Source organism: Polynucleobacter sp. MWH-Adler-W8 (genome assembly GCF_001889925.1).
GTDB lineage: Bacteria > Pseudomonadota > Gammaproteobacteria > Burkholderiales > Burkholderiaceae > Polynucleobacter.
Genome location: NZ_LZFI01000006.1, coordinates 1 through 21,532 on the forward strand (window position 1 = coordinate 1; position 21,532 = coordinate 21,532).

The 21,532-nt window shown below is 45.5% G+C and carries 21 protein-coding genes; 11 read left to right on the forward strand and 10 right to left on the reverse strand.

The window, feature by feature from the left end; translation table 11 throughout:
- Window positions 1–23 precede the first annotated feature (23 nt).
- Window positions 24–1,169: an enolase C-terminal domain-like protein gene (locus AOC28_RS07985; RefSeq protein WP_072583455.1), complete on the forward strand. Its 1,146-nt coding sequence runs from the start codon at window positions 24–26 to the stop codon at window positions 1,167–1,169.
- On the opposite strand, the gene AOC28_RS07990 is transcribed toward AOC28_RS07985, so the two are convergent.
- Window positions 1,156–2,091 (reverse strand): 3-hydroxyacyl-CoA dehydrogenase NAD-binding domain-containing protein, encoded by a 936-nt coding sequence (locus AOC28_RS07990; protein ID WP_072583456.1) that lies wholly within the window; start codon window positions 2,089–2,091, stop codon window positions 1,156–1,158. The genes AOC28_RS07985 and AOC28_RS07990 overlap by 14 nt on opposite strands.
- A 141-nt stretch (window positions 2,092–2,232) precedes the next feature.
- On the opposite strand from AOC28_RS07990, the gene AOC28_RS07995 reads away from it, so the two are divergent.
- Genes AOC28_RS07995 through AOC28_RS08010 form a run of 4 tightly spaced genes read left to right on the forward strand, consistent with a single transcriptional unit; the run spans window position 2,233 to window position 5,969 of the window.
- Window positions 2,233–3,165: an SMP-30/gluconolactonase/LRE family protein gene (locus AOC28_RS07995; protein ID WP_072583457.1), complete on the forward strand. Its 933-nt coding sequence runs from the start codon at window positions 2,233–2,235 to the stop codon at window positions 3,163–3,165.
- Window position 3,166: 1 nt separating this feature from the next.
- Entirely contained in the window at window positions 3,167–3,901 is a 735-nt protein-coding gene (locus AOC28_RS08000; RefSeq protein ID WP_158009046.1) for a GntR family transcriptional regulator, read from the forward strand.
- 6 nt (window positions 3,902–3,907) lie between these two features.
- Entirely contained in the window at window positions 3,908–4,957 is a 1,050-nt protein-coding gene (locus tag AOC28_RS08005; RefSeq protein ID WP_072583459.1) for an Ldh family oxidoreductase, read from the forward strand.
- 28 nt (window positions 4,958–4,985) lie between these two features.
- Entirely contained in the window at window positions 4,986–5,969 is a 984-nt protein-coding gene (locus tag AOC28_RS08010; protein WP_072583460.1) for a tripartite tricarboxylate transporter substrate binding protein, read from the forward strand.
- 21 nt (window positions 5,970–5,990) lie between these two features.
- Here the strand turns inward: AOC28_RS08010 and AOC28_RS08015 are convergent, their stop codons facing one another.
- Window positions 5,991–6,692 (reverse strand): pirin family protein, encoded by a 702-nt coding sequence (locus tag AOC28_RS08015; RefSeq protein WP_072583461.1) that lies wholly within the window; start codon window positions 6,690–6,692, stop codon window positions 5,991–5,993.
- An 85-nt stretch (window positions 6,693–6,777) separates the two neighbouring features.
- Between AOC28_RS08015 and AOC28_RS08020 the strand changes: the two genes are divergently transcribed.
- Window positions 6,778–8,187: a TAXI family TRAP transporter solute-binding subunit gene (locus AOC28_RS08020; RefSeq protein ID WP_072583462.1), complete on the forward strand. Its 1,410-nt coding sequence runs from the start codon at window positions 6,778–6,780 to the stop codon at window positions 8,185–8,187.
- A 4-nt stretch (window positions 8,188–8,191) separates the two neighbouring features.
- Here the strand turns inward: AOC28_RS08020 and AOC28_RS08025 are convergent, their stop codons facing one another.
- From AOC28_RS08025 to AOC28_RS08035, 3 genes are all read right to left on the reverse strand, one after another.
- Entirely contained in the window at window positions 8,192–8,650 is a 459-nt protein-coding gene (locus AOC28_RS08025; protein ID WP_143143912.1) for a phosphate-starvation-inducible PsiE family protein, read from the reverse strand.
- Between the two features lie 108 nt (window positions 8,651–8,758).
- The gene (locus AOC28_RS08030) at window positions 8,759–10,033 is read right to left on the reverse strand and encodes an NAD(P)/FAD-dependent oxidoreductase (protein WP_072583463.1); all 1,275 of its coding nucleotides are present in this window, start codon (window positions 10,031–10,033) and stop codon (window positions 8,759–8,761) included.
- Window positions 10,034–10,047: 14 nt separating this feature from the next.
- Window positions 10,048–10,395 carry a c-type cytochrome gene (locus AOC28_RS08035; RefSeq protein ID WP_237767773.1) on the reverse strand — a complete coding sequence of 116 codons (348 nt, stop codon included), beginning with the start codon at window positions 10,393–10,395 and terminating at the stop codon, window positions 10,048–10,050.
- A 165-nt stretch (window positions 10,396–10,560) separates the two neighbouring features.
- Between AOC28_RS08035 and AOC28_RS08040 the strand changes: the two genes are divergently transcribed.
- From AOC28_RS08040 to AOC28_RS08060, 5 genes are all read left to right on the forward strand, one after another.
- Window positions 10,561–12,282 carry a phospholipid carrier-dependent glycosyltransferase gene (locus AOC28_RS08040; protein ID WP_072583464.1) on the forward strand — a complete coding sequence of 574 codons (1,722 nt, stop codon included), beginning with the start codon at window positions 10,561–10,563 and terminating at the stop codon, window positions 12,280–12,282.
- A complete protein-coding gene (locus AOC28_RS08045) occupies window positions 12,279–13,517 on the forward strand; it encodes a sialidase family protein (protein ID WP_072583465.1) in 1,239 nt (412 codons plus the stop codon). The genes AOC28_RS08040 and AOC28_RS08045 overlap by 4 nt, the downstream gene beginning before the upstream one ends.
- 8 nt (window positions 13,518–13,525) lie before the next feature.
- Window positions 13,526–14,128, forward strand: a complete 603-nt coding sequence (locus AOC28_RS08050; protein ID WP_237767774.1) for a hypothetical protein — start codon at window positions 13,526–13,528, stop codon at window positions 14,126–14,128.
- Window positions 14,129–14,309: 181 nt separating this feature from the next.
- Window positions 14,310–15,494 (forward strand): DUF3300 domain-containing protein, encoded by a 1,185-nt coding sequence (locus tag AOC28_RS08055; RefSeq protein WP_072583467.1) that lies wholly within the window; start codon window positions 14,310–14,312, stop codon window positions 15,492–15,494.
- 22 nt (window positions 15,495–15,516) lie between these two features.
- Entirely contained in the window at window positions 15,517–15,885 is a 369-nt protein-coding gene (locus AOC28_RS08060; RefSeq protein ID WP_072583468.1) for a Rap1a/Tai family immunity protein, read from the forward strand.
- Window positions 15,886–15,945: 60 nt separating this feature from the next.
- On the opposite strand, the gene AOC28_RS08065 is transcribed toward AOC28_RS08060, so the two are convergent.
- From AOC28_RS08065 to chrA, 5 genes are all read right to left on the reverse strand, one after another.
- Window positions 15,946–16,935 carry a tripartite tricarboxylate transporter substrate binding protein BugD gene (locus AOC28_RS08065; RefSeq protein WP_072583469.1) on the reverse strand — a complete coding sequence of 330 codons (990 nt, stop codon included), beginning with the start codon at window positions 16,933–16,935 and terminating at the stop codon, window positions 15,946–15,948.
- Window positions 16,936–17,029: 94 nt separating this feature from the next.
- The gene (locus tag AOC28_RS08070) at window positions 17,030–17,875 is read right to left on the reverse strand and encodes a CoA ester lyase (RefSeq protein ID WP_072583470.1); all 846 of its coding nucleotides are present in this window, start codon (window positions 17,873–17,875) and stop codon (window positions 17,030–17,032) included.
- Window positions 17,876–17,913: 38 nt separating this feature from the next.
- Complete coding sequence (locus AOC28_RS08075) at window positions 17,914–19,290, reverse strand: MmgE/PrpD family protein (protein WP_072583471.1); 1,377 nt, start codon at window positions 19,288–19,290, stop codon at window positions 17,914–17,916.
- Window positions 19,291–19,308: 18 nt separating this feature from the next.
- Window positions 19,309–20,193 (reverse strand): MaoC family dehydratase N-terminal domain-containing protein, encoded by an 885-nt coding sequence (locus tag AOC28_RS08080; RefSeq protein WP_072583472.1) that lies wholly within the window; start codon window positions 20,191–20,193, stop codon window positions 19,309–19,311.
- Window positions 20,194–20,215: 22 nt separating this feature from the next.
- Window positions 20,216–21,532 (reverse strand): chromate efflux transporter, encoded by a 1,317-nt coding sequence (chrA, locus tag AOC28_RS08085; RefSeq protein WP_083564276.1) that lies wholly within the window; start codon window positions 21,530–21,532, stop codon window positions 20,216–20,218.

The following is a 21,532-nucleotide window of genomic DNA, read 5'->3' on the forward strand; positions in this document are numbered from 1 at the left end:
TTATTTAAATGTTGTGTAAAAAAATGAAAATCACTCAGGCAACCATCTTCCCGCTTTCAATTCCACTCATTGAGCCAATCAAGATGGCTAAAGAAGTGATTGTGGATGCCAAAACTGTATTGCTTTGCCTCACTGATGAAGAGGGTCGCCAAGGTTGGGGTGAGGCATCTGTTGCACCCCTCATGACTGGTGAGACTCTCGAGAGCCTATTAGCGAGCGTAAAGTATTTGGTAGAAAAAGCACGTGCAATTGAGTGGGGCGATCCTAAGGATTTTTCTAAACTGTTTGATGCAATTTTGTATGGCAATCCATCAGCTAAGTCTTGTTTGGAGATGGCATTACTTGATCTGTATACACAGAAAAATTCGATCGCGCTATGGAAATATTTGCGCTCATTTGTTGTAGGTGTTGCTTCACCGGAAGTGGCCGAGATTCCCTTGCTGCGAATGCTTGGCGGTTCACTAGAAAAAGAAATCGCTGACGCTAAATTATTTCGCGAAGCAGGATTTAAACATTGGAAAATAAAGATTGGCTCTTTATCGGTTGAAGAGGATTTACGTCGAGTCAAGGTGCTCTCAGATCTGCTAGAGGGTGACGTCATTTCGGTGGATGCTAACGGTGCCATGTCATTAGAAGGGGCTATACAGTTTTGCACCTCAAAGCAGGCGTGCAAGCTGTCATTTGCTGAGCAGCTAATTAACGCAGATTCTGCAATGGCTGATTTCGTCTTGCTCAAGCAGCAATCTCCAATTCCAATTGGCTTAGATGAATCTATCCATGGCACAGATGAGATAGAGGAATTTGTGAAGGCTAAGGCCCTTGATGGCGCCAGTCTAAAACTCATTAAAACTGGCGGTGTAATGGCGGCCTGCAAAAGTGCACAAACCTTGCGAGCAAATAATCTAAAGCTCAACTTAGCTTGCAAAGTAGCAGAAACATCTCTAGCGGGGGCTGCAACAGCATCCATCGGTTTTGCAATAGGAGATGTGCCTTGGGGATTTAGCATGTCAAATCAATATCTACGCTTTGATATCTGCGATCGTCCATTAACGGCAACGCGTGGCCATCTTGATGTTGCTCAATTGGGCTCTATTGGCGTCGGGATTACTCCCAACCTTGATCGTGTGAAAGATGCTGTAGCTCAAGGTTGCCCAATCATTCAATATTGAGAACGTCAAAAGCCGCCTTCAGCCTACGAGAGTAGGAGTCGGAAACAGTTTTGATTTCTTCTGGGGTCCACTTTCTAAATCCTTCCCCAGCTTTCATACCTGTTTTCCCATCGGCCATAAGTTGAACTACTTTTGGAGGCAGGGCAGTGATATTGGAGAGTGAAGGATAAATCTCCTTAGCGGCATTCGCCATTCCATCCCAGCCTGAAATTTCTTTTTGTGTCATTGGGCCTACAGCGGCATAACGGAAGCCAAAGCTATATCTCACGGCATCATCAATATCGGCTGGCGTAGCAATCCCTTCTTGAACGAGCGAGAGTGCCTCTCTCATCAAGGCATGTTGAATACGGTTCGCTAAAAATCCAGGAATATCCTTCTTTACCAGGACAGGCTTCTTTTCAATAGCCCTATACAGTTCGCAAGCTTGCTCCGCATATTTAAGCTCTGTTTTTTGTCCCATAACAATTTCAACCAGAGGAACAACTTCTGCAGGCATGAAATAGTGCGCACCCATCATACGGTTTGCGCTTTTGAGGCCTTCTGCAATTTTACTGATGGGGAAGCCTGAGCTATTGCTGCCAATAGGAATGTCTGCTGGCACTACTTGATCAAGGTATTGGAAAACTTTTTGTTTTAGTTCTAAGTTCTCGGCAACAGTCTCAATCACCCAGGAGAATTGATTCCAGTCCTGCCAATCCTCTAGGACGCCAATGAATTGCTGCTTCTTAATGTCAGCGTCATCTTTAGTGGCGTTGTCTCCAACCATACCTATTTTTTTTGCAAGGCTGATGGCTTTGTCCAAGCAAGCGTCAGCCTTATCTTTTGTTCTGCCCAATATGACTACGGGTATGTTTTGAGCAATAAATCCAGCTGCAATGCCAGCGCCCATGATTCCGGTTCCAATAACAGCTACAGATTTCATATTTTTCAACTTATTCGGTTAAGTTATAAACAGCTTAAATTAATTTTGATCAACAACAACTTAAGGTTATCATTATTTATGGTTTAATTGTTTAATAATAAAACGTACTTATCCGTATAACTTACCCTAGGAGATCTCCCCATGACGATGCATAACCCTTTCCAGCCCGTTGAGAAAATTAAAACGGAAGTGTTTTCAACCATGCCAGAGAAGTTTCGCAAAAAATCCCGTACTGGATGGTCCGATCCTAATCGTCAAGGTGCAGAGGTTGAGTGCTTTTTAGAGGGGCCTTCATTCGATCGTGAAGGCAATTTGTGGTTTGTCGATATTCCCTTTGGTCGCATTTTCCGCATTGACACCAAGGGTGAGTGGGAGCTGATTACTCAATATGATGGTTGGCCAAACGGCATGAAATTTCATAAAGATGGGCGCGCTTTTATTTGTGACTACAAAGCAGGGTTGTTGGCACTAGATCCAAAGACTGGAAAAATTGAAACTATCTTAGGATCAATGTATAGCGAAAACTTTAAAGGTTTGAACGATCTACACTTTGCCTCGAATGGCGATTTGTATTTCACAGATCAAGGTCAGACCGGTATTGCTGACCCAACTGGTCGCGTGTTTAGATTGCGTGCCAATGGGCAACTGGATCGTTTGGCGCTTAATGTGCCAAGCCCAAACGGCATTACTTTGAATACTCAAGAAAAGCATGTATTCGTAGCGGCCACTAGATCTCAGCAAATTTGGAGATTGCCTTTGATGGCTGACGGCTCCGTTTCCAAGACAGGTGTAGCGATACAGTTAACAGGTGGCGTTGCGGGTCCAGATGGTATTGAAATGGACTCAGAAAATGGTTTGTTGGTATGTCACCTTGGTATTGGAATCTGGAGATTTGATAACAATATGCTGCCAACCCACTTGATCTACTCTGAGAACCCACATCACCATCATTTGGCTAATATGTGTTTTGGTGGGGCAGACGGAAAAGATCTCTACATTACCGAGTCTTTATCTGGCGATATTCTGAAAGCACGTCTGCCAGTTGCTGGTAAAAAAATGTTTGGACTTTCTTAAATTGAGTGAACGATCACCGTTATATAAGTCTCTAGCCAAAACGCTAGAGCAGCGTATTTATAACGGTGATTGGCCAGTGGGATCCGTCTTGCCTGCCGAGGCGGATCTTTGTCGGGATTTTCAGTCTAGTCGGCATACATTGCGGCATGCATTGCAAATTCTAGAGGCTAATGGCCTTATTTATCGCCATCAAGGCGCGCCTACAAAAGTGGTGTCTAGACAGCGCTTACGCCGTTTCACCCAAAGCTATAACTCTCCAATTGATATTCTGAGTTATTCACGGGATACCTATCGTCAGAACATAGTCGAAGAATTCATTGAGCTAGATAAGTCTCTAAGTCAGATTGTTGGCGCACCGATTGGATCATCTTGGTATCACATTGGCGGAATTCGAAAGCGTCAACAGGCAGAGGAGGTCATTGCCTGGACGGATATTTATATATTGCCCCAGTTTGCTTCGTTGACAAAAGATCCAGAACATACCCAGGTAATGGTGTACGAGCAGATTGAGGAAAAATATGGCGCCCGTATCGAGAGGGCGGAGGTAGATGTATATGCCTCTCAAGTGTCGCCAGAAATTGCGGGAAAACTCCACATCAAGCCTGACACTGCATGTCTGGTCATTATTCGCCGCTATTTTGATGATCAGGATAAATTATTTGAAGTGACGGTAACGCATCATCCGGAGAAAAAATATGTTTACAGCATGGAATTTAAAGCGAGCTCAGAGGCTTAAATCACAGTGAACTATTTATCTATAACTGATGCAGAGCATTTTGTCTCGAGCGCACTCCAAGCAGAGAAAGTTCCTGCAAGTGATGCAGACATTATTGCCAGTCTGATGGTGCAGTCTGATCTCGTTGGCGCTGATGGTCATGGTATTTTCCGTTTGCCGGCTTATTTAAAAAGAATTCGGGCTGGCGGCGTGAATTTAAATCCCAATATTCATATTGAGCGCGAGCAGGGTGCAACTGCGTTGATTAATGGTGACAATGCCTTAGGGCATTTGGTGATGAATAGAGCTGTAGACCTCGCTATCGAAAAAGTGAAGCAGCACAGCGTATGTTGGATTGGTAGTCATTACGGCAATCATTCAGGAGCTGCTTCGGTATATGTTCGTAAGTTAGCGGAGCAGGGTTATATCGGTATTTATATGGCTGTTGGTAATGCAAATCATATGGCGCCATGGGGCGGCATTGACTTATTGTTATCAACCAACCCAATTGCAATTGCAGTTCCAGCAGGCGATGGGCCAACAGTGCTTTTGGATATTGCAACTACTGTAGCGGCCTACGGCAAAGTAAAAGTAGCTGCGCAAAAGGGGGAGTCCATTCCAGATGATTGGATGATTGATCGCCAGGGTAAGCCAATTACAGACCCTAAAAAATCTGCCGAAGGATCTTTATTGCCCATTGGTGGATATAAGGGTTATGGCTTAGCAGTCATGATTGGCTTGCTTGCAGGCGCACTTAATAATGCAGCAGTTGGCAAAGGAACAATTGATTTCAATGCTCACCATGACTTAGTTACAAACACGGGGCAAACGATTATTGCAGTCGATCCAAGTGCGTTTGGAAACACGGAAGAGTTTATTAACAGGGTAATTGCTTTAGTGAATGATTTGAAAAATTCATCAACATTGCCTGGCGTTAAAGATATTCGTGTGCCAGGTGAAGGCGCAGCAAAAACAATGGCAGAGAGAGGTGAAAGGGGTATCCCTGTCTCGCCCGAGCTGCTAGAGGCATTGAATGCTTGCGCCCAGGAATGCGGCATCCCCGCTTTAACGTTTTAAAAAAATACTAAATTACTGGAGGAGACATATGTTTAAAAAACTAATAAAAAACATAGTAATAAGTGCGGTAGTTGTTCCGGCGGTTGTTCCAGTATTTGCAGGGGCAGCCTGGGCTGCCTACCCAGATAAACCCATCAAAATGATGATTGGCTATGCGCCAGGAAGCTCTACTGATATTGTCGGCAGGATGATTGCCAATGATCTCAGTCTTGCTTTAAAGCAGCCCATTATTGTTGAGAATCGTGGCGGCGCAGCAGGAAGCCTAGCAGCAGATGCGGTGGCAAAAAGCGCCCCCGATGGCTACACCATCTTGTTCGCACAAAATGGCCTGGCTATTAATGTGGCAGCCAATCCAAAACTGCCGTTCAATGGCCAAAAAGATTTATTGCCGGTCGTTGGGGTCGCGGCAACTCCTCATATTCTGATTGTCAATAACAACTCACCAGCCAAGAGTGTTGCAGATTTAATAGCAATGCTTAAGGCCGAGCCAGGTAAATTGAGTTTTGGCTCTTCAGGAATTGGTAACTCCGATCATATGGCTGGCGAATTATTTTTAGCCACTACTGGATTACAAGCGATTCATATTCCCTATAAGGGTGGCTCACCCGCTGCTACAGACTTAATGGGCGGGCAGATCGACTTTTATTTCGCAGGCATGCCAGTAGGCCTCCCTTTGTATAAAGGCGACAAGGTAAGGGCATTGGCTGTCACCAGTAAAAATCGTTTTAGTGGCGCCCCAGAATTAGTAACGATTCAAGAGGCGGGCGTTAAGGGTTACGAGATGGCTTTGTGGCAGGGAGTATTTGTTCCTGCCAAAACGCCTCAAGGAATCATCAAGGAGTTAAATAACTCTATTTTGAAGATCCTAGAAACCCCTGAGATGAAGGACCGCTTTCAAAAGGCTGGAGTACAAATTGCCCCGATGAATACTCAGCAATTCTCGGACCTGTATTTTTCAGACATTGCTCGCTGGAAAACGGTGATTGAAAAGGCCAAAATTAAGTTAGATTAACTCTGGCGCTTCAGAAATACGCTAAGCGCTGAGGTCGAATACCAAGACTTCGGCGCTTTTTCCATCAGAGAGTGCTAGTTGGTTTTCCTCCTGCATTAGGAGGGCATCACCGCCATTTAAAACGTGGCCATTCACATCAAGTGAACCACGAATAAGGTGAACGTAGAACTTTCTATTGGGGTCTAATGCTAGCTCGAATGATTGACCCTGATCAAAGAGCCCAGCATATACCTTGGCATCTGCATTAATTTTCACAGCACCATCAGTTCCGGTAGGGGAGGCAATGATGCGCAACTTGCCATCTTTTTCTATTTCTGGAATGGATTTTTGTTCATAGCTCGGCTCAATTTCTAATACATTGGGCTCTATCCAGATCTGTAAAAAATGAGTAGTTTGATCTCTGGCGTGATTGAACTCGCTATGAGTAACTCCACTACCGGCGCTCATGCGTTGGACATCCCCCGGTGGGATTCCTTTGATATTGCCCATACTATCTTCGTGCGCCAACTCTCCAGATAGTACGTAACTGATAATTTCCATATTGCGATGGCTATGCTTGCCAAAACCCATTCCTGCAGCTACGCGATCTTCGTTAATGACGCGCAGATTCCCCCAGCCCATAAAGCGGGGGTCATGGTAGCCCGCAAATGAGAAGGAGTGAAAGCTTTTAAGCCAGCCATGGTCAGCATAGCCACGATCCTGGGATTTTCTAAGATTTATCATGTTTTAGGGCGTTAAAGGACTAGTTGAAGGATTCAGAATAAGCCTATTATCATTAGCTTTAATGATATTTGTCGATCGGTAGCAAATGGGAAGCTTTAAACAAGACATTCAAGAAACGTATCTAGGGCTTTCTGAGAGCGTTCGGGAGAAGTGGGATGACTTTACCCAGTTCCTACAGGAGGCTTGGCCGCTCCTTATTCTCTTGCTGGCAATACTGATGGGCATCTGGTTGTATGCGGATCCACCGCCCCCAAGACATGTCCTTATGGCCACCGGATCATCAGGCGGTTCATACGAAGCTCTTGGGAAAAAGTATGTAGAGTTTTTCAAGGCAAAGGGTATTACTTTAGAGTTGGTAGCCACAACAGGCGCGCAAGAAAACATTGATCGCTTAGCAGATCGTGATGACCCCGTACAAGTTGCTTTTGTTCAGGCTGGAGTAGACCACACCAAGGAAGTAACTGGTATTCAGTCCTTGGGTGCAATTGCCTATGATCCTATTTGGTTTTTTTATCGAGGTTCGGAGCTAAAGTCTACCGAGTCCGATTCAGTTGGCGTCGTATTTCAACATTTTGCCAATAAAAAGATTTCTGTGGGAATTGAGGGCAGCGGTACCTACGCTCAGTCAACCAAAATACTGAAGGCCGCAGGCTATAAAAAAGGGGTACAAATTCTCAATCTTGCTGGATATGATGCGGTGAAGGCGCTCCAGGCGGGCGAGATAGATGGAGCCTTTATTGTGGATTCCTATGATGCTCCCAATGTACAGACCTTGTTAAACGATAAGTCATTGCATTTAGTCACTTTTAAACGTGCAGCAGCCTATGTCAAATTAATGCCTTATCTCAATATTTTGGATGTCCCCCAAGGGGCTTTTAATTTGCCACGCAACTTTCCACCAACGGATATGAAGCTGTTGGCAACAACAACAAATCTATTGATTGATGATCGCATGCATCCGGCGATTCAATTTCTATTTTTAGAAGCTGCCAGACAGATTAATGGCAAAGAATCTTTCTTTGCTGAGCGCGGAGAGTTTCCATCCTTTAAAGATTCCATGTTGCCTGAAAGTCCCGTCGCAATTCATTATGAGAAAAATAATTACCCCTTATTGGTAGCCTATTTCCCGTTCTGGGTGGCCGAGCTTATTAATCGCCTCATTTTTGTATTCCTGCCCTTCTGTGTATTGAGCTATCCGCTTTTACAGGCTCTGCCAGGATATCGCGCTAAGCGCATGCAAAATAAGATCAATCGCTTATATGGTTCTTTAAAATCCTTGGAGCAAGAATTACTGAATGGGTTTGACGATCAACAGCGGGATGAATATCTAAAGAGGCTTAATTTACTTGAGTATCAAGCTTTAAATATTAAAGTTTCTAAGCGCCTGTCTGGCGACTACTATGCCTTGCGAGCTAGCATTGATTACGTGCGTAATTGCTTGAATAGGGGCGTACACCCCTATCAATTTGATGAAGGCATTGATCCTGACTTATAGGGCTTTATTCGCTATCACCATTTCTGCTGGGGAATTTAAATGAAGCGTAACGAACGACTGCATTAGCCAGAGCCAAAATGAGAATGGTAAGCCCCATAAAGAGGATGGCCATATCAGCCTCGTGCTTGGTGTTAACTAAGTCAATGATGAGACGAGTTACCGCAGTAATCGCTACATAAATCAAAAAGCGAACTGGCATATGATTGGTTTTGAAATAAATCCCGACCATGGCGCCAATTTCGAGATAGATAAATAGCAAGAGCAGGTCTTCGATTGAAGCCGATCCTTTATTAACCATACCCAGGAATGCAACAGCTGCTGACCAAACGGTTGCGGCACCGATTCCAAATAATGCAATCCGATGAAATAAAGAGACAAATAAGTTTCCAATGGGAACGGTCCATCTTTCAATGGCATCTTCTAATTTGGATGCATCTTTTGGTGAGGTAGGGGTCATATTCATTAAGCCTCCGAGTTTTTTAATCTGTTTTGTTTAGTATAGGTATCTATGCGGCCATGTAAACAAAAAAAGAGGCGCCAAGCCCCCTTTTTTTGGAAGTATTGACTTAGATCAACCCAGGCTGTCCGCCCAAATATTATGAGCCCAGCCCCAGGCATATACCCCTTCAAGAGTTGAGGGTGCCGGAGATAGTCCGCCTGCACCATGAACAGGCTCAAAAGTTTTCTTAGCGACACTGTATTGATGAACGCTAGCCACGTGAATTACTTCTCGTTCGTTCACAAAACTGTAGCAAGTATTGTTCACTACTGGCGCTGGATTAACTTCCCAGTTACTGAGTTCAGCCACAATCGCGGCAGCCGCCACTTTGGCATGTTGATTGGCCATGTGCCCTGACTTAGGCATTGCTGGCGCTACTTGAATCGAGTCACCCAAGACATGAATGTCTTTTTGTGCAGTAGATTCAAAGTTGAGATAATTCACATTAACCCAGCGGCCGTTAGCATTTGCTAAACCAGTTTTGACGGCAATCTCACCGGCGCTCATCGCCGGTAGAAGATTTAAAACATCTGCTTTAATATCTTCTTGCACTTCAAATTTCAAAGTTTTTGTTTTTGCATCCACGGCGGTGACATTGTATTTGGGCAAATACTCAATGAATCCTGGGTACTGTTCTGCCCACACCTTCTTAAAGAGCGCACCTTTTGAAGTGACATCTTGGTTAGCATCCAAAATGAGAACTTTAGACTTAGGCTTGTGGTGCTTAAGATAGTTTGCTACCTGGCAGGCTCGCTCGTAAGGTCCTGGAGGGCAGCGATAGGGGGCTTCTGGAATACTAATGGCAAAAGTGCCACCATCACGCATAGAGGCGAGTTGTTTATGTAAGGCGGTAGTTTCAGGACCCGCTTTCCAGGCCTGGAGGGTAACGCCTGCTTTATTGGCTTGAGCCAGTCCTTCAATACTGTTCATCATTAAGGCAACACCGGGTGAAACGATCGCTTTGTCATAGCGTAAGGTTTTCCCAGAGGCAAGCTTGACTGTTTTTTTATCGGGGTCGATGCTGGAGACGCTGTCCCGAATGATCTTCACGCCATGACGCTTACTCAGATTGTCATAAGGGGTCGTAATTTCAGATATTGTGCGTGAGCCACCTACAACTAAATTAGATAGTGGGCAGGAAACAAAGGCTGCATTGGGCTCAATCAATGTCACCTTAGCAGTGTTGTTAGAGAACAAGCGTAAATATTTAGCAGCGGTAGCGCCACCATATCCTCCGCCAATCACAAGGATTTCTGCCTTTTGTAAATTAGCGTGGGCTTGACCAGAAAAGCCTGCCAGCAAACCAAGTGCGGCGGTGCTCTGACCTATAAAGTGTCGACGATCCATGGTGGGCTTCCTTGTTAGTTCTTGCCAAGTTGATTGGCGATGGTATTAAGCTGTTCTTCGGTATAGCCCTTGGTAAGCTGCGGCATGATAGTGCCGTCCAATGACCCAGATTTATAAGCCATCAATTTTTCTAATATTTGCGCGTGAGTAAGATTGTTGATGAGTGGGATGTTGCCATCAACAACACCGTTTCCGTCAGTGCCATGACAATTTGCGCAGGTTGCTGCAAGACTACGTTTATATAAATTGCTTGCATCTGGATTTTGCGCTAAAGAAAGACTGCTCCATAGACACAATCCAATATATGTCGATACTACGATTCCGGGTCTTGAAAACAGTGCTCGCATGCGGCCTTTCTCCATTCGAATTATTTTTTTGACTCATAGGTGTATTGCTTTATGAGTATCTTAATCAAGAAATCCATAAAAAGTAGCGCTTACCTCAGATTCATTTTTCATAAGCTCATTCGAAAATGCGGGCCTGATGTATTTTGTTGGAATTTCCTATAAGCCCTATAAACTACGGGTATGAGAATTTCATTTTCTTACCGTTCCGCCTTATTGATACTCCTTTTAGGTGTATTTACCTACCTTTATGGTTTGGATAGCCGATTTGCGCCAAAAAACGGTGATGAGTATCCCTATATGCATATTGTGCGCATGACGGCGGACTCGGCCCAATGGCTGCCACTGCAGTCTGAAATGGATGGCATTAAAAACACTAAGCCGCCACTGATATTTTGGCAGGGTATTGCTAGTACGCATTGGGCAAGCGAATGGAGTTTGGCAAATTTGCGTTGGCCTAGTGTTTTATATACCGCACTAACGGCATTTTTCTTATTTTTAGCAGTCCGACGTTTCAGTGGCAAAACGCAAACTGGAATATTGGCATCATTAGTATGGCTCTCCTTTTTTGCAACCTATCGCTACGGTCGACCATTCTTAGCGGACCCCCCAGAAGTATTTTGGGTATCGCTACCATTTATGGCGATTTTGTATTGGGGTAAAAGTGCATTTGAATCTAAATTCTTTTTCCCATTGATGGCGGGGGTGTGTTTTGGTCTTGCGCTATTTGCAAAATCTTTTGCCTACATCGTTCCTGCTAATTTTGCTTTGGGGCTCTATTACTGGCGCTGGCGGCAGTGGAGTATTCCTCAGGTACTCATCCGCGACCTATATAAGTTGATCCTGATTACTGTACTTGCCCTCGGCGTATTTGCCTTGTGGTTTGCCATGGACCCATATCCAGAAGCTGTTTGGAGCGAATTTGTACTGGGCGAGAATGCCGGTAAGTTTGCCGCTCGTCAGTCTAGTTATTTTATGGATTTGCTGCGCGGTGGAGATAGCATTTGGCTTTTAATTTTGACGACGATTGCTAATGCAGGCCTATTTAGCTTTGTATTGATATCAAGTTTGATGCAATGCTGGCGTACACGTCGCTTTCTGAATTTAGAAGAGGTGCTATTACTGCTTTTGATAGCAGCGTTCTTTATTGTGTTCAGCTTACCTAGTCAGCGTTCAGGTCGTTATCTTTTGCCAGTGATGCCAGCCTTTGCGGCGCTGATTGCCTTATATTGGGATAAGTTGCCTTTATGGGGCTTCCGCATTGCCTTGCTCTTGCAATTACTGGTGTTATCACTCTTGTTTTGGATTGGTATCAATCTTCAGTTCTCACAATTTATGGGTGATGCTGGCGCATGGACTTATTCCTATTGTCATTGGATTCTCATGGCGGCAGGAATATTGCTGGTCTTGCTTGGCTTGCTGAATCGGCGTTTCACTAAAACCATTTCTTTGGCAGCCTGCTTTTTGGTTTATTGCGGGTTGACTAGTAGTCTTGCTCCATTAGAAGGGCGCTTAGGGCGCTACTCGGTAGAAACGATTGCTCGGTTGGCAGGCAGGGATGTTTGGATTCCTTGTGACTATCGAGCCAAGGATGAGGAGTATCGATTGTTGCTACCAGGTGCAAAGCTGCATGGCTATTTAGCGAAAGATGCTAGTGATGTCGCAACTCTGACATCCGTCTACTCTCTAGTTGCGGTGCACACTTCTTTGGGTACTCAGCCTGCACTATGTGATTCTTGTCAGATTGTTGGACAAAGAATGGAGATGAGGGCCCGTCACTCTAATGAAGAAATTCAGGAAATGTTGATGGGGCATATTGGTAAATATTTATTTGTTAATGAATACCTGATTTTTACACCGGTGGCGACCCCAGATTTATCCAACTTAAAGGATGTTTGTAGATGAGTCGTGTCATTGCTCTTTGTTTTTTGTTGCTTGCTGCAGTGATTGGCTTTCTGCATATTGATAGTCGCCCAGTGTGGGCGCCATTTGCTACTCCTTCTTTCCAAGTAGATGATGTTCTGGATGAGCCTGTAGTAATGAAGACAAAAGATCTCATCAAGATTAATATTTCCGTACCGCAATCACGTTGGCTTCCTGATACTGGCGCTGCCTCAGTCCATGCAGCTTCAATGATTGCCCTCAAGGATGGTGCAGTGAGAGCGTTTTGGTTTGCCGGTAGTCGCGAAGGTGCTGCTGATGTATCGATCTACAGCTCCGTATATGACCCGAAGTCTTCTAGCTGGAGTGCGCCCATTGTTGTGATGGATCGCATTAGTGCGGAGAAGGGGCTTTCACGTTATATCGCTAAGTTAGGCAATCCTGTGCCAGCCAGATTGGCTGATGGACGTCTGCAATTGTTCTTCGTCACCGTCTCTATTGGCGGTTGGGCGGGTAGTTCAATTTCTGCAATGACTTCGGATGATGAAGGTTTGACATGGAGTAAGCCGCAACGCCTCATCAGCTCCCCGTTACTGAATTTAAGCACTCTCGTGAAATCCCCTAATGTGATGTTCACCGATGGTCTACTAGGCTTGCCTGCCTATCATGAGTGGATAGGGCGTTTTGGCGAGTTCTTAAGGTTGGATGCAGGGCAGGTAATTGATAAGCGTCGTATGAGTTCTGGGCGCGGTGCGATTCAGCCACTCGTATTTGTAAATGACGCGCAATATGCCAGTGCATATTTCCGGCAAACACGGAGCTCTGGGTTACCAAAGAAAATCCCGGTTAGTCATACAGAAAATGCGGGTCAAACATGGCAGCAGGCAGAAGATTTGGATATTGCCAATCCCAATTCTGCAGTTGCTGGGCTTGTTCTCAAAAGCGGCGCTCGCATTTTGGTTTTAAACAATATTGAAAATGGGCGCTATCGTTTGGTCTTATTGATGAGCGATGTTAAATCTGAGCAATGGCAAACCGTTGAGGTATTGGAGGACGATGAAGCTATACCTGAAGCTCAACGTAAAGAGTTCTCATACCCTTACTTAATCACTGTAGACGGTGATGATGCACATTTAGTCTATACCTGGGATCGCAAGAAGATCCGACATCGTTATTTTTCTGGTGCTTGGCTAAGACATGCCTATCAGCAAATAAACAGTGCTGAAGCAGATCCGGCTCATCAGGAGGTGCGGCAATGAATCAGTTCATGCAAATCATAGCTTTGATTGAATTATCCATTTCCTGTGCGGTAGTGGGTATTTGGATCTTGCAAAAGTTTTCTCCAAATGCTTTTCCATTCGCTATCAAAGTATTTTTTGTCCTTCTGATGGGAAATATTCTGTTTTGGCCATTTGGTATGAATTTACCTTTGGTTGCCTATGTGCGTGGCTTGACTGGTGATCTGAGCATCGTGCTGACTTTATTGTTGTGGAGCTCATTGCTACCAGCCAATAAGCCTGCACCGATTGTTTTTAAATTTGTGGTGACAATCATCGCATTATGTTTTTATCCATTTGCCCTGGGCTTGGGAATGGTCGATCCTTATGTATGGGGTTACGGATCCATACCATTCTTAATTCCGGTCCTATTTTTTGCCCTAGTCTGTGGCTTGGCAAATTGGATGAAGGGTGTATGGATTATTGCTATCGCCATTCTTGCTTGGACAGTCCATTGGCATGAGTCTGCCAATCTTTGGGATTACTTGCTGGATCCATTCTTGACCATCTGGGCTATATGCGCCTGTATTGGCATGATGTATAGAAGGAAAAGGGACAAAGCCCGCTCTGGATATTTGTTTAGACCGGGTTAGGACTCATCAAACGCAAGGTTGTAAAGTAATATGCATCTAGTGAGTTATTGAATTTATATAGATCAATGCTGAGGCAGATATGAAGCAGACAAGCCAACAAAGTATTTCTGTGTTGAGTAAGAAAGTGAGGTTGCTAACGTTAGTAATGATCACTTTTGGATCCCTTCTCAATGGATGCGTTATGAGCCCTGATCCTTATCAATCTAGCGGATATTACCCTCAAGGTTATGTGCAAGGCGGAGGATACGCTGGATCCGGCTACAACGCTGGCCCGCAAACTATTTCTTCAGAGCAATTACAGTCATTGGTCTCGCCAATTGCGCTGTATCCCGATTCTTTGCTGTCGCTGATGCTGCTGGCCTCAACCTACCCGTTAGAGGTAGCAGAAGCTCATAATTGGCGAGCTAGCAATGCTTCATTGGCGGGTGATGATCTGCAAAATGCACTCAAGGCCCAATCTTGGAACGATAGTGTTAAATCTTTAATGTCGTTTCCAAAAGCATTCAATATGATGGGCAATAAATTGCAGTGGACCCAGAATTTAGGTAATGCTTATAAGCTCCAAGCCGCAGATACCATGAAAGCAGTTCAAGCTCTCAGAAAAATGGCTGTTAAGGCCGGTACCCTAAAGACTAATAAGCAAATTACCGTAACAGCTGATGCGGACGGGAACGTCTTGATCAGCCCAGCCAATACAAAAGTAGTTTACATCCCAACCTATAACCCCACGGTTGTTTATGGGCCCTGGCCATATCCAGAGTACCCTCCGTATCCTATCTACAACCCAGCTTGGGGTCTGATGACTTTTGGTGCGGGATTTATGATCGGCGATGATTTTTGGACGCAACCCAATTGGAATAATGGCACGATTAATTCTACGAACATCAATGCATCTGGGCGCATACCCTCTCGTGCAATTATCGGACCAGCAAATGTTGCTAACCAGCAGCGCTTGCTGAACGACTGGAAAAATAAAGCTACTCCAGAGGAGAGGCAGGCGGCCAGAATGGATGGTCAGCGCGCTAATAATGCTTTTCAGAAAGATGCAACTCCTGAAGAAAGAAGTCAGGCAGCGCGATTAAATCAAGAAGCGCGCAATGATGCCCAGATGGATAGATCTAATCCCAATATCTATCGCGAGGCCGCTCAAGAAAACGCTTTGCGAGATCAAGCGCGCTTTGATGGTAATCAAGATCGCTCACGTAGCTTTGATGAGGGTGGGCGAGATGGAGGATTTGGCGGCGGCCATATGGGTGGATTTGCCGGTGGTGGTGGCGGACATATGGGCGGATTTGGTGGCGGTGGAGGCGGTGGTGGCCATATGAGTGGCTTTGGCGGTGGGCACATGAGCGGTTTTAGGCGTTAACATTTACTGAGAGAAAAGAATCATGAAAACATTCACAGCAACATTTGTACTTATTGTATCCATCCTTTCCTCTGCTCCAAGTGCATTTGCGCAGAAGGATCTCCCAGCGGATGATGCTAGTACTACTGCATTTGTTGAGCTCTGCAAAAATCCTGATGATGATCAAGGTCGCAGTTTTTGTTTTGGTTTTGGCGAAGGAGTCTATCAGGGATACTTGGCGAATCGTCGTCCAGATGCCGAGCCAGCCATTTGCTTTGTAAATAAGAGCGAGACTCGTAATGAGGTCTTGCAAAAGTTCCTGGTATGGACCAAGACAAACCCTCAGTTTAATAAAGAGAAAGCAGCTAAAACTTTAATGCGTTTCTTTGCTGATAATTACCCCTGTAAATAAGAACTCAGCACAATAAAAAAGCCAGCGAGATGCTGGCTTTTTTATTTCTAAGGTAAGTCCTTAATCAGCATAGGCTCCAGCCTTGCGAATTACAGGACCCCATTTATTAATCTCAGCCTCAAGATGTTCTTGCAAGCCTTTTGGAGTTCTCTTAGCTGGTGGAACAATTTCAATATTGGACTCTGCTAAACGAGCCTTTACTTCAGGGTCATTCAAAGCAACGTTAAGCGCCTTATTGATTTTATTGACAACTGCTGGAGGCGTGCCTTTAGAGACATACATACCGTGCCAAACTTTTACTTCAAAACCTTTCAAGCCTTGTTCATCCAAGGTGGGTATGTTCGGTAAGGCTGGCAGGCGTTTTGGTGTGGTAACACCATAGGCTTTTACTAAACCATCTTTAATATAAGGAACAGTCTGCGTGGTCTGATCGCAGAGTAGGTCAACCTGGCCACCAAGCAAATCGGTTAATGCAGGGCCGGTTCCTTTGTAGGGAACGGTTGTTAATTCCACGCCTTCACGCGACATAAATAAAAGGCCGCACAACTGAGACACCGCACCAGGACCAGCGTTAGCTAGCGTCACTTTATCCTTATTGGCCTTGATGTAGGTCTCTAATTCTTTAAAGTTGTTTGGTGGGAAATTCTTGCGACCCAAAAGCACCATTGGTACATCCACGACTTGGCCGATGTATTCAAAGTCCTTCATCGGGTCAAAGTTCAATTTTTTATACAAAGCCGGCGCAGTAGCCATGCCCATGTGATGAATAAAAATCATGTAGCCATCTGGAGCGGAACGCGCAACTCGGGTGGCTGCAATGGTGCCGCCTGCGCCAACAGTATTCTCAACAATAACGGTTTGACCCAATTCTTTACCCATCGGCACAGCAATCAGACGGGCAACAGCGTCTGTAGGTCCGCCGGCAGCAAAAGGTACAACCAAGGTGATGGGCTTATTTGGATAGGGATCTGCAGCTAACACATTACCTGCAATAAATCCTAGGGTAGTGATTGCATAGAAACCGGCAAATAGTGATTTACGTAATTTCATTTTAGTCTCTAGTAGTAGTTATAAAAATTATATGAGTGCAAAACAACTCTGGGTTATTTTGCCAGTTTTGCAACTCCTTAGACATAGGAAACTCTTAGTGTTTACCAGCAATTGCCAGGGTTCTTTTGGCTAGTAGCACCACGGGTCGATCAATCATACGGCCATCTAGCTTTACAGCGCTGCCCTTGGAGGCCACATCTGCCTCAACGACCCGTTGGGCCCAGGCTAGTTCTTCTTCGGTTGGCGTAAATGCCTTGATGACGATAGCCACTTGTTTTGGGTGAATACAGAGTTTTCCGCCAAAACCCATACGCTTTGCGCGTTCTGAGTCATCGGTAATGCGCTCAATGTCGTCAGTAGATGGTGTAACCCCATCAATAGGAGGGGCAATCTGTGCAAGTCGTGATGCTAAAACGATCTGAAACCGAGCTGTTTGTAATTCGATCTCTTGGCGGTCGCAGACCATGCCCAGATCCGCTTGTAAATCTAAATTACCCAAAGCAAGGCGAATCACTTGGTTGGAGTATGCAATTTCTTTCAGTTTATCCAGGCCAATTGCCGTTTCAATCATGGGAATGATTGCAGTATTGGGGAGTATGAGGGCGGCACCATTAATTTGGTCGAGCGATTCGCTTTTGGGAATCAATAGACAGGCAACTTCAAGTTGTTGCGCGAGAATTAAATCGCCTGAATAAAATTTACTACCAGGTGAGTTTGTACGAATGACTAGACGCTTCTTTTGCTCAGGACTAAAGCTAGGCCATGCAGTGCGAATGGCGTCACGCGCACTCTCTTTATCTTCCTCCGCAACGGCATCTTCTAAATCCAAGACAACGCCGCTAGCACCACTATCGAGGGCTTTCATAAAACGTTCAGGACGAGTGCCTGGTACAAATAGAAAGTTAGTACTAAAGCCTAGTGGTGTATCAAGTGGGTTCATATCAATCTAGAAAATAAGGGAGCGAGTGGTGGGTTTACTTATGCGGATGGCAGTAGAAAGCCTATCTTGGCTTGTTTGCGGATATTCCACAAGAGATCAATTGCTTTACTCATCTCTGTTGGGCTGGCACCCCCGCTAAAAGCAGCTAAGCGCATTGCCTTGTCTGTTATCTCTGCGCGAGATAGGGTATTACCAGGGTCGCCTTTAGGTTCGTCTACGCGACCCTCCAGAATTTGTCCATTGTTCAGATGAACTTTGACTTTGCCAATCCAACGTTGCGGATAAGCACTATCAACCTCTGGATCGAGAATCATCGAGACGCGCTCACGGAAGGTGCAGATTGCATCATCATGAAAGTGCTGATCAAATTCTTGCAGGCCAGCAAATTGGTAATGTGCAACCAAAGCGAGCACCGTTCCCATAGAAAACTTAGACTGATGCACAGTAGCAGGGTCAGTTACCGGGCCTAATACATCAATAGCACCTTGGTGAACCAAGGTTTCTATTTTCGCAATATCGTTAGGCGTTAGTTTGTTTACCAACATGACTTGAAGTAGGGCGTCAGCAGCGGGGTGAGTATGACGACAGGAGGCGTAATACTTAAAGCTTGTTTCTGCTAAAGCCCAGCGAGTACCTAAACGATCAACCAATTTACTGGGGTCACTATCGCTTGACATGCCTGCCGCTAATCCCTGCTTACCTTCTAGGATATGTTCAGCACCTGTAAAGCCAGCTTGTGCAATATAGGCAGACATTAAGCCAGTGGAGGCCGCATGGGCGGTATGTAGTTGTTTGGAGTCTGCGGCATCACGCAGAAACTCCCAAAGGCCGGCTGATTGAGTCCCCGCAGAGCCAAAGGCATGGAGCATTTGTTCTGAATTGAGTTTGAGTAGGCGACCAACTGCCGCAGCAGCAGCTAATGTGCCGGCCGTTCCGGTGGTATGAAACACTTTGTAATGAGAGCGACCTAAAAATTCCCCAACCCGAATACCTACCTCGTAGCCTGCCACTGCAGCAACCAATAAATCTTCACCAGAAGCGCCAATGGCTTGCGCGTAGGCTAATGCTGGAGGAAATACCACCGTAGCTGGATGAAAGACTGATCCATTGTGGACGTCGTCTTGTTCTGCAACATGTGATGCTGCTGCATTAGCCATTGCCGCTAAAAAGGGGCTAGAGGTTTTGCGAGAAACTAAAACTTCAGAGGGACCAGCGTGTCTTGCATCAAACCCACCCATATTTTGGGCAAACTGAGTAATGAGTTCCACTGGGCGCGAGCCTTTGCCAGCAATAGCTGAACCAAACCAATCAACCAATAGGTCTTCGGCGCGGCTCATGACGTCGCTTGGAATATCTGCAGCTTTTAAATTGGCCGCAAAGCTAGCTAGCTCAAGAGAAAGGTGTTGAGTGGTCATCAGTAAACCTTCATGTGTTTAGGCTAGAACACCGGTTGCTTGCATAGTGAGCCAGCCTTCATGGTCCTCCGCCCAAATGGAAATGGTTTTTCCACTCGGATCTTTTTCTAGATCCGGCTTGGCATTGACTTTAAAGATGTTGATATCAAAAGTAGGGCGTATAGCGCGGAACTCAAAACTTTTAAGCTTGCATCCTAGAATGCTTTGGCGCACTAGATCTACCAATAGTGTCGCAATCAAAGGGCCGTGCACGATTAAACCGGGGTAGCCTTCAACTTCAGTGACATATTTGCGATCATAGTGAATGCGATGGCCATTAAAAGTTAATGCTGAATAACGAAATAGAAGTACGTCATCAGGTGTAATTGTTTTACTCCATTTAGCATCCGTCGGTGCGGCAGTAGGGGCAACAGGTTTATCGTCTGGCCCGGGCGCATCCCGATACACAATGTCATGCTCTTCAATAATCGCTAGACCGTTCTGGTTGGAGATTTTGTGATTGACCAATACGAAAATTAAATCACCGGTGCGACCTGCTTTATGGGTTACTGACTCAATCGTGGAAACGCGTTCAATCTCGTCGCCAACAGCAAGTGGTTTTAACCATTCAATGCGGCTACCTGCCCACATGCGACGAGGTAGTGGAACCGGCGGAAGAAAGCCACCACGTTTTGGATGACCATCAGATCCGATTTCGGATTCGCGGGCGTGGGGCAGAAAATACAACCAGTGCCACAGCTCAGGTAAAAAAGTCCCCTTACTTGGTGCAGCATCATCGCGATCCAAGGTTGCGGATAGTGCGCGCACGGGGGCTGCTGTGACGGTGTCCTGCAGAGACTCTGTTTTACCAAGCCATTCTTGCAGGTGGGTGATAGTTTGAGGTTCGATTCGCATAAGTTCCATTATGCCAATCTTGTGAAAAAACTCACCCTATCAAAATAGAGATGTAGTAGAAGAGTAATCCAGCTAAGGCTGACCCGCCCAATACCGAAAGAACACCCTTTTGAAACTTAAATAAAGCTAAACCAGCTAGAGCGCAGATCAAAATCGAGATCCAAGAGATCGAGCCGCCAAAGCCTCTTGGTAGAAAGACGTGATAAGCAAAGAAGAGGCCTAGATTAGCAATGACACCAACGACTGCCGCTGTGATTGCTGTTAGCGGGGCTGTAAATCCTAGCTTGCCATGTGTTGACTCAATTAACGGACCGCCTACTAAGATAAAAAAGAAGGAGGGTAAAAAAGTAAACCAAGTAGCAACACAAGCACCCAACACCCCAAACCAAAATGGATTGGTATTGCCAATGAGATGTTGGATATGTCCTGCAAGATAGCCAACAAAAGCCACTACCATGATGAGTGGTCCTGGCGTAGCCTCGCCTAGCGCTAAACCATCAATCATTTGGTTGGCGCTGAGCCAATGAAAGTGTTCGACTGCTCCTTGGTATACGTAGGGTAGAACTGCGTACGCACCACCAAAAGTCATCAAGGCGGCTTTGGTAAAGAACCACGCGATATTTGGGTACAAGGTCTTCCAGTCAAAGATGGCTATTAATACACCAATAGGAAGGAGCCAGCAAGTAAATGCGACAAGGCTATGACGGACCGCTTTTGAATAAGTAAATCTGGCGTGTTCGGGAGTAGGAGTGTCGTCATCAATGATGGCGCTACCAAATTGTTTTGCTTCTTTCGTGCTATGCCCACCAGCTTGTTGGAAATATTCTGGATAGCGTTTACCACCCCAATATCCGATTGCTGCTGCAATCAGTACGATGATGGGAAAAGCGAGATTCAGAATAAAGATGGCGAGAAAAGATCCAAGAGCGATCCATTGGAGTGCTTGGTTATGAATTGTGCGTTTACCAATTCGCACGGCAGCGTGCAACACGATTGCAGTCACTGCAGGTTTGATGCCAAAAAAGATGGCGGCAATCCAGGGGACTTGTCCGAAGGTGAGATATACCCACGACAACCCAATCAAAATGAACAGGGAAGGCAGCACAAAGAGCGTACCCGCTAGGATACCGCCCCAGCTGCGGTGCATGAGCCAGCCAATATAGGTCACTAGCTGTTGGGCCTCTGGCCCTGGTAATAGCATGCAGTAGTTCAGCGCATGTAAAAAGCGCCGCTCAGAAATCCAGCGACGCTTTTCAACTAACTCCTGGTGTAGAACGGCAATCTGTCCTGCTGGCCCACCAAAACTGATGAAGCCTAGCTTAGCCCAAAACTTCAGGGCCTCGCGCAT